Genomic DNA, 14,059 nt, shown 5'->3' with positions numbered 1-14,059 from the left:
AAAGAGTATAGTATTTATATAAAATGTCTCTCTGTAAGCTACCTTCACTCTGTTTCGTCCTTCTTTCGTTTCTGCATGATACTCATAAAAGCTGAACTGATGATACCCGTGGGTAGGGCTATCATGGCAATTCCGATGAGGCTTATGATGCTACTTAGTGCCTTTCCTAATGGAGTAATTGGATATATGTCGCCGTAACCTACTGTTGTAAATGCTACAATCGCCCACCATAATCCATCCCCTATATTGGCAAATGCTTCGGGTTGTGCCCTGTGTTCTATGTAGTACATGAGTATGGCAGAAAAGCAGACCATAATACCACATGCCGTATAGGCTGTAATCAGTTCATCTTTTGCTTTGTACAGTACGTCGCCTATGAGACGGAATGACTTGGAGTAGCGAATCATTTTAAAGATAATGAAGATATAGGGAAGGATGATAAGATTCGCTACTTCTGTGTTCCAGTAACGATGGATTAATATGAAGGGCAAAATAGCAACGAAATCTACGAGTCCGAAGAATGAGAATATATAGCGAAGTCTGGCTCTGAAGGCATTTAGTTCGGGATGAATGACAGGAGCTGCCATAATGCGCAGGGTATACTCAATAGTAAACACAAATGCGGCAAGGTAGGTTACACCAAAGAGAGGTCGTTGGTAGGAAGCGGCCGATTCGAAAGAAGAAAATATGATAGCTGCAATCGAAGTGATAATAAAGAATAGTACCGTATAATGAAACCATCTGCTTTTCAGGCTTTTCTGAATAAGTAGATAAAACTTGATATGCTTCAAGGCTTTAGGAAGCATGCGTTTGGTAAATCTGGAGTCTTTCTTTTCCATCATTATGAATTGGATATTGTACTTATTAAAAAACCAAAATAGATGGAAATAAGTTCATTATTAAATCATACTCAATACTATGTCAGATTTTACTTTTTCTTAATTTTGCCGATAACATGTATTTAGGAACTTATTGTAAAGATAAAAAATGAACATATCTCAGATTACAAACAATAAAAAGCAGTATTTGGATTTGCTTTTACTTGCCGATGAACAGGAGTCTATGATAGACCGCTATTTAGAACAAGGTGAAATGTTTATGCTTGAAGATGACGGGGTAAAAGCTGTTTGCGTCGTATCAAAGCAGGAAAATGAAGTTTGTGAATTGAAAAATATTGCAGTAGTGCCCGAGTTTCATCGAAAAGGTTATGGAAGGATGCTGATAAGCTATTTAATTAATCATTATTCTGGCGTCTATAATAAGATGACAGTAGGTACGGGGGATGTGCCGAGTTCACTCGGATTCTATGAGAGTTGCGGTTTTTACTACTCCCATAGAATTGAGAACTTCTTTACTGATAATTATGACCACCCAATGGTAGAGGATGGTATATTATTGAAAGATATGGTTTATCTGAGCCAAGATATTTCTTAGGGCAATAAACCTTCCAATTTATCTAACTGCTCTTTTAGTTGCATCTTCACTGCTTCGTCTGTTTCCGATTGAAAAGCAGAGCGAAGGTTGGGAAGGAAATGCAAGTATTGTGTATCAGCTATATAGCGTGCAGCCCTGATACGTATTTCGGGCGAAGCATCGTAGAGCATGCCTTGTACCCAGCGTTTGGCATCCCATGAGTGGTGGGCTTCTAACCAATCGAGAGCAGCAATCTTTTGTGAAATATCACCATTGAGTAATGTTTGGAAATGGGCGGATTCCTGTTTCAGATCAGTTATAGTCATCAGAAACTCACGATTGAATAATGAAGGTTGTACGGCAGTTTCTTTATAAGAGACGATTGGTTTGTCGAGTGTCCAGCGCACCATACGGGGGACCATCCACATCATACCCGGCGTTGCTTCGGGATGTGCTATTGAACTGAATACACGTCCTTTGCCATATTGATTTGCAAGAAAAAAAGGTTTACCGTTTGTCATGTTGGCGGGTGCGTTTCCTTCTTCGTGTACATCGCTCTCCATAAGAGCCAGTGTAGTATTTTGAATACTGTCTTCTGCATTCTTTATGAAGACCGGACCTTCATAATAGATCACGTAAGAAGTGTCCCGGTCTGCCAGTTCGGGAAATACTTTTTCTCCCTCTTCAGTCAGGGTGAATTTGGCAAGTCCATGACCGCGGTTATCGTGTTCAATATCTATTGCTTGCTCACCATTCAGTGCCAGACAGGTGTATCCCGGTGTACTCGAAAAAAGATAAGCTCCTGCACAGATACCTACGGCTCCATGTCCTTTGGCTACAAAATCTTTGATTCGCTGTTGATTCAAGGCTCCAAGGTTCAGGTATTGGCTTTTGCCACTACCTCCGGGGATAATAATGGCATCTATAGAGTCGAGCACATTATTGGCTATATCTGCGCTGGTGATGGTACGTGCCTTTATTTCGGGATCGAGTTGCAGGGCTGCTACCGTTTCCCATATACAGGTTTGTGCTCCGCCGTGTCCTTCGAATACGCCGACTATGATAGACTGTGAAGTTCCGTCAGAGGTCGTTGTCTTGTTCTCGGGGGTAGTGCATTGAGTAAGCAATGCTAGACAAAAGGCAAAAAGGATGTGTAATTTCTTCATGCAATTTAATCTTTTGGTGGCGATAAGCAGATTTAAAATGTGGAAGTCGTTCTTCTATAACCTATTTTGCTTTACAGAAGCAGTCTTCTAAATGGTCGTTCACGAAGCCGGCCGCCTGCAAAAAAGCATAGCAGATAGTTGATCCAAAGAATTTGAAGCCTCTCTTTTTCATGTTTTTGCTCATTGCATCCGACTCGGGAGTTGCAGCGGGAATCTGGCTTAGAGACTTGAAATTGTTGACAATAGGTTGCTGTTTGGGGAAGAAAGATAAGGTGTACTTGTAGAAACTACCGAACTCTTTCTGAATATCCATAAATAGTTTCGCGTTGTTGATGGTGCTATTGATCTTCAGCCGGTTCTTGACAATTCCATCAAAATGCATCAAGCGTTCGATGTCTTCTGATGTCATTTGCGCTACTTTCTTCACATTAAAGTGATGGAAGGCTTCTCGGTATCCTTCACGTTTTCGGAGGATAGTAATCCAGGATAGTCCTGCTTGAGCACTTTCGAGTACCAGAAACTCAAATAAGGTTTGATCGTCGGTAACAAGTTTTCCCCATTCTTCATCATGGTATTTTATGTATAGTTCGTCTGTTCCCGCCCATCCGCAACGTGCATTTATTAAATCTTCCATACTTTTCTATTTTATGTTGAGTATTGCTTTTTATTTGATGCAAATATCGGCAAAAAAAACTTAGGTTTGGTATACTATTGAGTTTTGCTTTTTGTATTTTTGCCTGTGAGTATAAAATTGGGAATAACAGGCACTTTGGTATGTTGATGTTTTCATCACTGAAGCCGGAGTGGTTATTTAAATCGGTATGATATGGATGTTCTGAATAATATAAAACGAGCGGATTGTTCTGACTTGGAAGAGGTTCTGTCTTTACAAAAAGTGGCTTTCACGGAAGTGGCTAAACTCATGGGCAACTTTGAAATTCCCCCACTATTGCAAACCATACAAGATGTACGTAATGATTTTGAACAGTGCATTATTTTAAAGTATATTTCTTCGGATAACCAAATCATTGGTTCGGTTAGAGGAAATATTTATAATGGAACTGACTGTTATATCGGCAAGCTTATAGTGCATCCTGATTTTCAAAATCAAGGAATAGGCAAAGCCTTGATGTATGAGATTGAAAACTATTTTCCTGTCTGCCATAAATTTACTCTTTTTACAGGCGAAGAAACTCCCAATACATTGTGTCTTTATAAAAAGGTTGGATATCAAGTAATATATACGAAAGAGGTGGATGGGCTTAATTTAATTTATATGGAAAAGCACCTCTAAAGTCTCAACCACACATGTTTTTCATACATTGCTCTTAAAGAAGAAAAGCATTGATAATCTTTAGATTATCAATGCTTTATGGTAGTCGGGGCAACAAGATTCGAACTTGCGACCACACGCCCCCCAGACGCGTACTCTACCGGGCTGAGCTATACCCCGAATTGCGGTTGCAAAAGTAGCGCTTTATTTTGAAATAGCAAACAAATTGAATGATTTTTGTTTGACCATTAGACTGTATATTCCTATATATTGTTTATTATTAGTTCATTAAGGTGATTCAAAAAAATGTAGTGTGAGTGAACATTTCATCATAAAAGGAGTGATTTCTGTATGATGTTATTATCTACTAGTCTCGATTAGCAGTCGTCATTTCCTCTTTTAACTTCTCCAACAGATAGGCAACATTTTGGTAGTGATAGTGCAGAATGCCTTCCAGCTGCTTTATGTAGCCGACACTGCCTGCCAGTTGCGCTATGAACTGAAGGTGCCGACTTATTTCTTCGTTGGTTTGCAGAAGTTTTTTCTGTTCGACATTGCTTTGCATCATATAGACTCCACAAGCGGTATGTAGTTCGGCTATGCCTTTACCCCAGTCATGGGTGCCTATAAAGCGCATAGTATCGGTAAATTGCCTTAGTTTGCGGTATAAGCATTTGATACTGGTAAGCTCTGAAGGTTCTCCCGAATATCTTATATTCATTAGCTCAACCATTTGCAAATAATACTTTCTCATTTCTTCTACTGAAGCGAAGCATGGACGTGGGTGCATGGCAGCATTGGGAAGTTCTAGGATGGGTGTCGGTTGTAGATTGTTGGTTTCCATAAATCATTAAGTGTTAAAAGGTTAATAATCCGATTTATGGGAGAGGTAAGGGAAAATGAAAAAAGCGATTCCTGCCTGTCCCATTGTCGAACGTTACTTCTCAGCCAGCGTTTGGGGTGCATTAACACTCCCAATGGGGGTACAGAAACCGCCATATGGGAATGTCGTGTACGGGCATAAAAATGTCCGCCACGAGATGTTGGCAGGTTTCCCTGCTGGCTGAGAAATTAATTTTCGACATCACAAAGGTACAATAAAAAAGATAAGTGCCATACAAATCAAGAGGAAAATGATGACTTGTCAGACATTTACTTTTAGAAATAGGAAAACGCTTGCATGTCACTGGAAACTTCCTTGCATATCATCTGAAACTGTTTTTGTATAGCAATAAAATAATTCGCTAAAATTGCGAATATCCTTATTATGTAGTACCTTTGTATTACCAAAGAACAAATGTATGAATGTAGAGTTTGAGAAAGAATATTTGGTGGAACTTTATGAAAAAGGGCATACTAATGACAAGAAACATCGTTTTCAGCCTCAAGTAGTCAATGGCTATTTGAAGTGTGTGAAAGCCTTGTTAAATGCTTCCCAAATAGAGGATTTGTATCAATATAAATCTTTGAATTACGAAAAGTTAAAGGGAGATAAGAAAGGGATTTCTTCATTGCGTATCAATAATCAGTATAGGCTTGAGTTTCGGGAATTAGTAAATGTCGGTAATCAAACTCTTGTAGAAATTTGTTCTTTGATAGATATTACAAATCATTATAAGTAGGAACAATGAATATATCAGCTAATAACTTGCAATCATTTCGTCCTTACCACCCGGGTGAGTTGGTTAAGGATGAATTAGAATGCAGAGGTATAAAACAAAAGGACTTTGCACAAAAATTTGGTTTATCCTATTCTGCCTTGAATGAGGTGCTAAATGCAAAGCGTTCAATAACAACTGAATTTGCCTTATTCCTAGAAGCAGCTTTGGGTATCAATGCTGATTTGCTGGTAAGAATGCAAACGGATTATAACATACAGGTTGCCCGCAAGAATAGTTCTCTATTGGAGAAACTAAATAATATAAAGAAGATAGCTGCTGTCTTTTAGATAACTATACCCCCATACACTCCCTATAGAAGTCGAACATCTCGAAGATTGTATCTTTGTCCGTTGTTTGGTTGAGGCAAATGTCTCCCACATCCTTCAGTAAGGTGAAGTTGATGACACCCGCTGCATTCTTTTTGTCATGTTTCATCAACTCGTAAAGTTGGTCGTACTGCTTGCAATTGAAGGCGAAGCCGCCATAATTCTCCTTGACGAACTGAATGGTCTGGCGCATCTTGTCTTTGGGGAATCCTACTATAATGTAAGAAAGGTATAGCTCGCAAACAAGTCCCCAGGCAACTGCATAACCGTGCAATACCGGACGATTCTCGGCAAGAGCCAGGCTCTCAAAGGCATGACCTACGGTATGTCCCAGGTTTAAGGCCTTGCGGATGCCATGTTCCAACGGATCTTCCTCCACGATATCTTCCTTTACTTGTACAGAACGTCCTACCATAGACTTAAGCGCTGCATAATCTATATTTTCAGTATTAAAAGCAAGTAGTTCTGCAAAATGCTCAGGAATACTGATAAGTCCATGCTTCAACATTTCGGCGTAACCGGAGAAGAAGTTGTGAGCATCGAGACTACGGAGAAACTCCGTTTCCAGCAATACGCAGGCGGCGGGGGCGAAAACACCGATTTCATTCTTTAATCCATTGAAGTTGATGCCCGTCTTGCCTCCTACTGAAGCATCCACCATAGCGAGTAGGGTAGTGGGAACATTGATGTAAGTTATCCCACGTTTGAAAGTAGAAGCTGCAAAGCCACCGAGGTCGGTCACCATGCCGCCACCCAAATTGATGAGTAACGAATGGCGGGTAGCACCTTTTTCGCTCAGCACCTGCCATACGGAAGCTAGTGTCTCCAGATTCTTGTGCACATCTTCTGCTCCGATAACGATTTCTTCCGCCTCTTTCAGAGCAGGGATCTGTTTTAATGAAGGCAAACAAAGCCGGTGTGTATGCTCGTCCGTTAGGATGAAAAGTTTGTCATGGGGGCATTTATCGATGGCAAGCATCAGACTACTTTCCAGTTTTTCGCAAAGGATTACTTCTTGTTTACTCATGATGTATTTGTCTTTTTTGTACTGCAAAGATAGGATTTATCTACGAAACAAGTATCTTTGCATAGTAAAATTGATCATTGGCGCTCATTGTTGTTGCCATAATCAAATAACTTATAACTAATAACTCATAACTGAAATGAAAGCATTGTTACCTATATTTTGCCGTCCCCTTGGATATTTTGTAATTGCCTTGGCGTTGTTCCTACCTTTTATAATGATGATGATGGGGAAAGTAACGGATGCCAATCTACTGTTCTATAAAGAATGCGCTAAACTATTGATGATGATGGGTGCCTTGATGATAATCTTTGCCTTGGTAAAGAACGAGAGCAATGAAACGGAACAGATACGTAACCGTGCAACACGCAATGCTATGTTTATGACCGTGTTGTTCGTCTTTGGTGGTATGCTCTACCGGGTGGCGAAAGGTGACTTGATTTCGGTAGACTCTTCATCTTTTCTCATCTTTCTGATATTAAACGTGCTTTGCTTGGAATTTGGTATTAAAAAATCGACAGTTGATAGATTATTTAAGCGGAATAGTCGATAAATAGAACAAAACGTCATGCGCCCCGTTAAACCTTTTGTCTGTTACTTTGTCAAATGAAACAGTGTAATAAGACATTGTACTTTTAAGAATAGACGCATGAAAAAGATCATTACGGCAGGGATGTTATTGCTTATAACAACACTCTCTGCATTCTCACAAACAAAAAACATTACGGTATCGGGCCGGATTATCGAGGCCGATACAAAGGACCCTGCTGCACAGGCTACGATTCAGTTGCTATCCTTGCCGGACAGCACATACGCTGCGGGGGTTGCCACCACACCACAAGGCTACTTCACTCTGCCCAAAGTAAAAGCGGGCAAATACGTGCTGAAAGCTTCCTACATTGGTTTCAAAAATAAATTTCTGCCTTTGCAACTTGTTGCTTCCATACCCGAGAAGAAAGTAGGTACGTTGGAATTGGATGTGGATGCGGTGATGCTTGCCGAAGCCGTGATTACAGCGGAAGCTCCGCAAGTACAGGTCGTAGAAGATACGCTGGTTTATAACTCTTCGGCTTACCGTACTCCCGAAGGTGCCATGCTCGAGGAATTGGTAAAGAAACTTCCCGGTGCCGAAATTGACGACGATGGTAATGTGAAAGTTAATGGCAAAGATTTGAAGAAGATCATGGTAGATGGTAAAGAGTTCTTCGGTGGCGATGTGAAGACCGGATTGAAGAATCTGCCTGTAGACATGATTGATAAACTGAAGACATACGATAAGAAGTCCGATCTTGCTCGTATCACCGGTATTGATGATGGTGAAGAAGAAACCGTCCTCGACCTTACCGTAAAGAAAGGTATGAATAAAGGTTGGTTCGGAAACGTCGATTTGGCAGGCGGAACAAAAGACCGCTACATGGGACGGCTTATGCTGAACCGCTTTGTAGATAAAACACAGGTTTCATTGATTGCATCCTCCAATAACGTGAACGATCAAGGTTTCTCCGGTGGTGGAGGCGGTCCCCGTTGGCGTCGTAACAATGGTCTGACAGCTACCAAGACAGCGGGACTTAACTTTGCTACTGAAACCTCCAAACTGGAGTTGGGTGGTAGCGTCCGTTACAATTATTCGGATGGCGATATTGCCAGTACTGGATATACCGAAGACTTCCTGCCGAACGGTAATTCCTATTCTAACTCCAACAGTGCACAACGTAATAAGAACTCCAATATTAATGCTGATTTCCGCTTGGAATGGAAGCCGGACACTATGACGAATATCATTTTCCGTCCCGACTTCTCGTATGGCAAGACGGATAATCTCTCCAATTCAGAATCCGGTACATTCAATTCGGATCCTTTTGCATTGGTAACCAATCCTAACGATTACCTCAGTCTGGAGAAGATTCTGATGCCGGGTTTTGAAGATCCCTTGAAGAATATCCGCGTGAACGCTATCAATAGTGGAACATTGAGTAATAACAAAAATCTTAATGCCGATGCTACCTTGCAGATAAACCGTAAGTTGAATAGTAAAGGTCGTAACATAACTTTCCGTGGACGCTTTGGTTATAGCAATACTGATAATAACCAGTATACTGAATCGGAAACCCATTACTTCCAGCTGAAAGATTATTTGGGTATGAATGACTCGGTTCTGATTCGCAACCAGTATATCACAACGCCCACCAATAACTACAATTATAGTGCGCAGTTGACTTATAGCGAACCTATTGCCCGCGCCACTTTCCTGCAATTCAGCTATCAATTTCAATATAAGTATAGCGAAAGCGACAAGAGCACGTTCGACTTGCAAAGTTTCAAAGATTGGGATTTGAGTTCACAACTACCTGCCGGTTACGAAGATCACAAGGTGGATAGTTTGGGCAAGTATGCCGAGTATCGTTACTACAACCATGACGCTTCTGTATCTCTGCGTTTTATCCGCGAGAAGTATCAGTTGACTGCAGGTGTGTCCTTCCAACCGCAGCACTCCATTCTATCTTATAAGAAAGGTGATTATATGATTGATACCACCCGCAATGTATTTAATTTCGCTCCCAACTTGGACTTACGTTTCCGCTTCTCCAAAGTGAGCCAGTTACGTATGACCTATCGCGGCCGAAGCAGTCAGCCCAGCATGGAGAACTTACTTCCAATTGTGGATAACTCCAATCCGCAGAACATCCGGGTAGGTAATCCGGGTTTGAAGCCTGCATTCACACATAATATGAGTCTGTTTTATAATACTTATAATGCCGAGAAACAACGAGGAATCATGACGCATGCCAACTTCTCGGCGAGCCAGAACAGCATCAGCAATAGCCGCGTGTATAATGATGAAACCGGTGGATGGACTACGACCCCTAAGAATATTAACGGTAACTGGAATGCATTCGGTATGTTTGGTTTCAATACAGCACTGAAGAATAAGAAGTATACCATCAATTCATTCTCGAATATCAACTATCAGAATAATGTGGGTTATCTGACCGATAATCAGACGAAGATTGAGGATAAGAACACTACTACCAACCTGACACTGGGCGAGCGCCTGAATGCCGCTTACCGAAACCAGTGGTTTGAGTTCGGACTGAATGGAACAATCTCTTATTCTATCGAAAAAGATAAATTAAGATCGGACAATAACCAAGAGCCTTACACCTTCTCTTACGGTGCTACTACTACAGTAAATATGCCTTGGAGCATGAGCGTATCAACCAATATGGCTAACCAAAGCCGTCGTGGTTATACCGATAGCAGCATGAACCGTAATGAGCTGATATGGAACGCACAACTTTCGCAAACCTTCTTGAAAGGTGCCGCTACAGTAAGCTTTGAAATGTATGATATCTTGAAGCAACAAAGTAATATCAGCCGTTCTTTGACAGCCAGCGGTCGTTCGGTATACGAATATAATGGAGTTAACAGCTATTGCATGTTGCACTTTATCTATCGTCTGAACATCTTTGGCGGTAAAGCTGCCCGTGAGAAAATGCAGGGTAGAGGTGGCTTCGGTGGACCTGGCGGTCCCGGTGGTTTCCATGGTGGAGGTTTTGGGGGTCGTCGCCCGTTCTAATTTGATCTCAAATTGTTTATTATAAGATATCCCCTTCATCTCTTTTCCGGATGAAGGGGATTTTCTGTTTATTTTCAGTATATTTGCTTCCATGATTGATTGGAATCTTCTAGCCAGCCAGATTGCCACGATTGCATTCGACATCGTTTACTTCGGGGCTATTATCGGAACGATTGTCGTCATTATTCTCGACAATCGTAATCCGGTGAAGACCATGGCATGGATATTGATTCTTATGTTCCTGCCTATCGTCGGACTGGTTTTCTATTTCTTTTTCGGTCGGAGTCATCGGCGTGAACGTATGATCGGTAAGAAGAGCTACAGTCACTTACTAAAGAAACCGATGGCTGAATATCTGGCTCAGAGTTCTTGTTCCCTGCCACTATCCTACGGGCGATTGATTTCCTTATTCCGCCATACTAACCAAGCCTTTCCTTTTGATGGTAATCGGGTAGTAACCTATACTTCCGGGCTTTCTATGCTCCAATCTTTGCTACGCGAATTGCAGAAGGCTAAGCAACATATTCATATCGAGTTCTATATCTTTGAGGATGATGCTATCGGCCGGTTGGTGCGTGATGTCTTGATGGAGAAAGCACGTGAAGGTGTAGAGGTACGGGTGATTTACGATGACGTAGGTTGTTGGCATGTACCCAACCGTTTTTTCGAGGAGATGAGGGAAGTAGGTATTGAGGTACGAAGCTTCCTGAAAGTGCGTTTCCCCCTTTTCACCAGTAAAGTGAACTTCCGTAACCACCGTAAGATAGTAGTAATTGACGGTCGTATCGGTTTTGTAGGAGGAATGAACCTGGCAGAGCGATATATGCGTGGCTTCTCGTGGGGTATTTGGCGTGATACACATCTGATGCTCGAAGGCAAGGTGGTGCATGGATTGCAAACTGCCTTCCTGCTCGATTGGTATTTTGTAGACCGTACTTTGATTACCGCTGCCCGATACTTTCCTAAGATAGAAGCTTGCGGTACTTCGTTGGCACAGATTGTAACGAGCGAACCCGTTGGTCCATGGAAGGAGATCATGCAAGGACTTGTAATGGCTATCAGTGGAGCTAAAAAGTACTTCTATATCCAAACTCCCTATTTCTTACCAACTGAAGCTGTATTGGTTGCTATGCAGACTGCTGCATTATCGGGAGTGGATGTCCGTTTGATGCTGCCTCTGCGTGCTGACAATCGCCTGACTCATCTGGGTTCTTGTTCCTACTTGGCTGATGCACTCCGTTCGGGTGTTAAGGTCTACTTCTATAAGAAAGGTTTTCTGCATTCCAAACTGATGGTTGCAGACGATGAGTTATCCACAGTAGGCTCAACAAATATCGATTTCCGTAGTTTCGAACACAATTTTGAGGTGAATGCCTTTATCTACGATACGGAGACAGCACTCCAGATGCGTGAAATCTTCCTGCAAGACCAGCGCGAATGCGTGCCGGTATTCCTGAAGAATTGGGTGAAGCGTCCTTGGTATCGCAAGGCTGCCGAGAGTGTAGTACGGTTGTTGGCGCCGTTACTTTAGTCTGAAGAAGGAGAAGTTGACACTGCCGTATACTCTCCTTTCTATAAAGTACGGATTTTCTTCGAAGCTATCTTTCTTTCCATGTTCAAGGACGAAGAGTCCGTCTTCCTTCAATAGATTGTTTTCAAAGATGAGATCCGGAATAGTCTCCAATCCTTTAAGTTCGTAGGGAGGGTCGGCGAAGATGAAATCGAACTGATCCCGTCCGCTTTTAATGTACTTGAATACATCACCGCAGATGGGCAGACATTTGTCAGTCTTGACTTCCTGCATCACTTTGCAGATAAATGCATAATGGCTGCGTTCTTTCTCCACACTGATAACCTGGTCGCATCCTCTGGAAACCAGTTCTATGCTGATGCTGCCTGTTCCGGCAAAGAGGTCGAGGGCACGTACACCGTCTTCAAAGTCGATGTAGTTAGAGAGTACATTAAACAGATTCTCTTTGGCAAAGTCTGTAGTAGGACGTGCCTTGAAAGAGTGGGGTACGTCGAAACGTCTTCTTTTATATATTCCGCTGATTACTCGCATGTATTAATGGCTTGTAAGTCTAGATTAGTGGCGGGATTCATAACGAATACCTGCCGGATAAATTTTCGTAATTCGGGCAATAGTTGCTCTTTGTCGGATAAGGCACCGGTGAGGTGCAGTTCATCGCGCTCTTGTTCAAAGCCGAGTCCTTTCCATATATATAATAGGTAATAGATGCGGTCGGAAGTAGTGTTGCATTTAAAAGAATTGGCTAGCAACAAGCGACCGCGTTCGTAGCTATACACATCAATAGCTTCTTTCCGTAGATTGGCATACATTTTCCGGCTGTTACCTAATCGGCTTTTAACAGAAAAGAGTTCGATAAACGAGCTACATTGTGAATAGAATTTTACATTCGGATATTGTTCGCACAGAAAAGTATGGGCGCTTTTGTCCATTCCGAAGAGCACTACAATATTGTTCTTTTGCAGTATATTGTACTGGATGAGTTCGTTCTCCCGCTTCTGGTGGTTGTGATAGAATACAGTTTCTGCTTGTTCATCCTCAAAGAACTCTAATGGAATAAAGGTGAAACGCTTATCTGCCATCAGAACGTTGACACGACGGTAGGGGCGGTTCAGCCATTCTATTTCACGGAAAGTTTGTTTCAGGTTGGCAGTGAGGGAGAGCGATTCTTCTATAGTACGGTCATAAAAAGAGGTTCCCCCATCACCCAGAGGGTTAAATACAGAAAAAGAAAATCCATCCGTACTAAGACGGATGGATAATGTATATTGTTCCGATTTATTAAAATCAGTTGTTTCTATCATGTTGTTTGGGGTAAGATTATTCCCAGTTACCAGCGTTGTTGTTAGCTGTTTCCAAGCTACCGATCATCAAACCGCAGTATCTACCTAACTTAGTTTGTGTATCTTTCAAGTTAGCGATTTCTTGAGCATCCAAACCATTCAGATATACATCATACGGAGTTTTAACTTCGAGCAGACAGAAAGGAACACCTGACTTAGCTGTATCGTTACGAACTGCCATTTCAAATTGTTTGCCATTTCCAAAAGGAACATATCTCAAAGAATCAGGATTGAAACCTTTCGGGAAGATTGTATCCATAACAGCTACCCACATGGTATCACGCTTAAAGTTTTCCAAACCGAATTTCTTAACTTCGTCGTATTTACCGGTTTTCTTTGCTTTTTCAATGATTGCAATAGCTTTCTTTTCAGTCAAACCATCTTCCAATTGCTTATCGTTCAATTCTCCTTGTTTGTAGATGAACGGCAGTTTCTGGTGCTTAACAAAATCTATCAGAGAGTCGAAGTTGGCAGTGTACTGTTGTTTGTTCAGGTTACGATATTCCATCTGTGCCTTACGGATGTCGATAAGACGTTCAATGACTTTCGAATCTCTGTGCTTCTTAGCTTCATCAAAATTGATAGGTCCCATGATGCTGGCATAACAGACATAAACCAATGCCGCAATACATAAGCCTAAAATGATATTAAATACTGTTTTCATGATAAATATGTTTTTTAGTTGTTATATTCGCACCGCAAAAATAAAAGAAATAAATTTAAAAACGAGTGTTCCCGTTACTTTTTT

General features: G+C 41.5%; 15 protein-coding genes and 1 tRNA gene. 7 read left to right on the top strand and 9 right to left on the bottom strand.

What is annotated here, in order from left to right:
* Positions 1–44: 44 nt before the first annotated feature.
* Positions 45–842, bottom strand: coding sequence for an ion transporter (locus Q1W14_RS19090; RefSeq protein ID WP_300704271.1), 798 nt, complete (start codon positions 840–842; stop codon positions 45–47).
* Positions 843–987: 145 nt separating this feature from the next.
* Here Q1W14_RS19090 and Q1W14_RS19085 point away from each other — a divergent pair, with 145 nt between their 5' ends.
* Positions 988–1,434, top strand: a complete 447-nt coding sequence (locus Q1W14_RS19085) for an N-acetyltransferase (protein ID WP_300704270.1) — start codon at positions 988–990, stop codon at positions 1,432–1,434.
* On the opposite strand, the gene Q1W14_RS19080 is transcribed toward Q1W14_RS19085, so the two are convergent.
* Both Q1W14_RS19080 and Q1W14_RS19075 read right to left on the bottom strand, forming a co-directional pair.
* A complete protein-coding gene (locus Q1W14_RS19080) occupies positions 1,431–2,579 on the bottom strand; it encodes a BPL-N domain-containing protein (RefSeq protein WP_300704269.1) in 1,149 nt (382 codons plus the stop codon). The two genes, Q1W14_RS19085 and Q1W14_RS19080, sit on opposite strands and share 4 nt — an antisense overlap.
* Before the next feature lie 61 nt (positions 2,580–2,640).
* Entirely contained in the window at positions 2,641–3,213 is a 573-nt protein-coding gene (locus Q1W14_RS19075) for a DNA-3-methyladenine glycosylase I (protein ID WP_300704268.1), read from the bottom strand.
* A 192-nt stretch (positions 3,214–3,405) separates the two neighbouring features.
* Here Q1W14_RS19075 and Q1W14_RS19070 point away from each other — a divergent pair, with 192 nt between their 5' ends.
* Complete coding sequence (locus Q1W14_RS19070) at positions 3,406–3,873, top strand: GNAT family N-acetyltransferase (RefSeq protein ID WP_300704267.1); 468 nt, start codon at positions 3,406–3,408, stop codon at positions 3,871–3,873.
* Between the two features lie 85 nt (positions 3,874–3,958).
* On the opposite strand, the gene Q1W14_RS19065 is transcribed toward Q1W14_RS19070, so the two are convergent.
* A tRNA-Pro gene (locus Q1W14_RS19065) sits at positions 3,959–4,032 on the bottom strand.
* A gap of 187 nt (positions 4,033–4,219) precedes the next feature.
* On the bottom strand, positions 4,220–4,696 hold the full coding sequence (locus tag Q1W14_RS19060) for a hypothetical protein (RefSeq protein WP_300704266.1): 477 nt from the start codon (positions 4,694–4,696) through the stop codon (positions 4,220–4,222).
* A 457-nt stretch (positions 4,697–5,153) separates the two neighbouring features.
* Here Q1W14_RS19060 and Q1W14_RS19055 point away from each other — a divergent pair, with 457 nt between their 5' ends.
* Both Q1W14_RS19055 and Q1W14_RS19050 read left to right on the top strand, forming a co-directional pair.
* Positions 5,154–5,474, top strand: a complete 321-nt coding sequence (locus Q1W14_RS19055) for a type II toxin-antitoxin system RelE/ParE family toxin (RefSeq protein ID WP_300704265.1) — start codon at positions 5,154–5,156, stop codon at positions 5,472–5,474.
* Positions 5,475–5,479: 5 nt separating this feature from the next.
* A complete protein-coding gene (locus Q1W14_RS19050; protein WP_300704264.1) occupies positions 5,480–5,800 on the top strand; it encodes a HigA family addiction module antitoxin in 321 nt (106 codons plus the stop codon).
* 4 nt (positions 5,801–5,804) lie between these two features.
* Here Q1W14_RS19050 and aroB read toward each other — a convergent pair whose 3' ends face one another.
* Entirely contained in the window at positions 5,805–6,866 is a 1,062-nt protein-coding gene (aroB, locus tag Q1W14_RS19045) for a 3-dehydroquinate synthase (RefSeq protein ID WP_300704263.1), read from the bottom strand.
* A gap of 136 nt (positions 6,867–7,002) precedes the next feature.
* On the opposite strand from aroB, the gene Q1W14_RS19040 reads away from it, so the two are divergent.
* From Q1W14_RS19040 to cls, 3 genes are all read left to right on the top strand, one after another.
* The gene (locus Q1W14_RS19040; protein ID WP_300704262.1) at positions 7,003–7,416 is read left to right on the top strand and encodes a hypothetical protein; all 414 of its coding nucleotides are present in this window, start codon (positions 7,003–7,005) and stop codon (positions 7,414–7,416) included.
* 96 nt (positions 7,417–7,512) lie between these two features.
* Positions 7,513–10,440, top strand: coding sequence for an outer membrane beta-barrel protein (locus Q1W14_RS19035; RefSeq protein WP_300704261.1), 2,928 nt, complete (start codon positions 7,513–7,515; stop codon positions 10,438–10,440).
* Positions 10,441–10,531: 91 nt separating this feature from the next.
* Positions 10,532–11,971 carry a cardiolipin synthase gene (gene cls, locus Q1W14_RS19030; protein ID WP_300704260.1) on the top strand — a complete coding sequence of 480 codons (1,440 nt, stop codon included), beginning with the start codon at positions 10,532–10,534 and terminating at the stop codon, positions 11,969–11,971.
* On the opposite strand, the gene rsmD is transcribed toward cls, so the two are convergent.
* The 3 genes from rsmD to Q1W14_RS19015 are packed head-to-tail and all read right to left on the bottom strand — an operon-like array spanning position 11,963 to position 13,975.
* On the bottom strand, positions 11,963–12,502 hold the full coding sequence (gene rsmD / locus Q1W14_RS19025; RefSeq protein ID WP_300704259.1) for a 16S rRNA (guanine(966)-N(2))-methyltransferase RsmD: 540 nt from the start codon (positions 12,500–12,502) through the stop codon (positions 11,963–11,965). The genes cls and rsmD overlap by 9 nt on opposite strands.
* A complete protein-coding gene (locus tag Q1W14_RS19020; protein ID WP_300704258.1) occupies positions 12,493–13,272 on the bottom strand; it encodes a DUF3822 family protein in 780 nt (259 codons plus the stop codon). Before Q1W14_RS19020 ends, rsmD begins: the two co-directional genes overlap by 10 nt.
* 16 nt (positions 13,273–13,288) lie before the next feature.
* Entirely contained in the window at positions 13,289–13,975 is a 687-nt protein-coding gene (locus tag Q1W14_RS19015) for a hypothetical protein (protein ID WP_300704257.1), read from the bottom strand.
* Positions 13,976–14,059: the final 84 nt, after the last annotated feature.

The organism is Bacteroides sp. (genome assembly GCF_030151085.1).
Taxonomy (GTDB): Bacteria; Bacteroidota; Bacteroidia; order Bacteroidales; family Bacteroidaceae; genus Bacteroides.
This window is presented reverse-complemented; position numbering and strand designations above follow the sequence as displayed.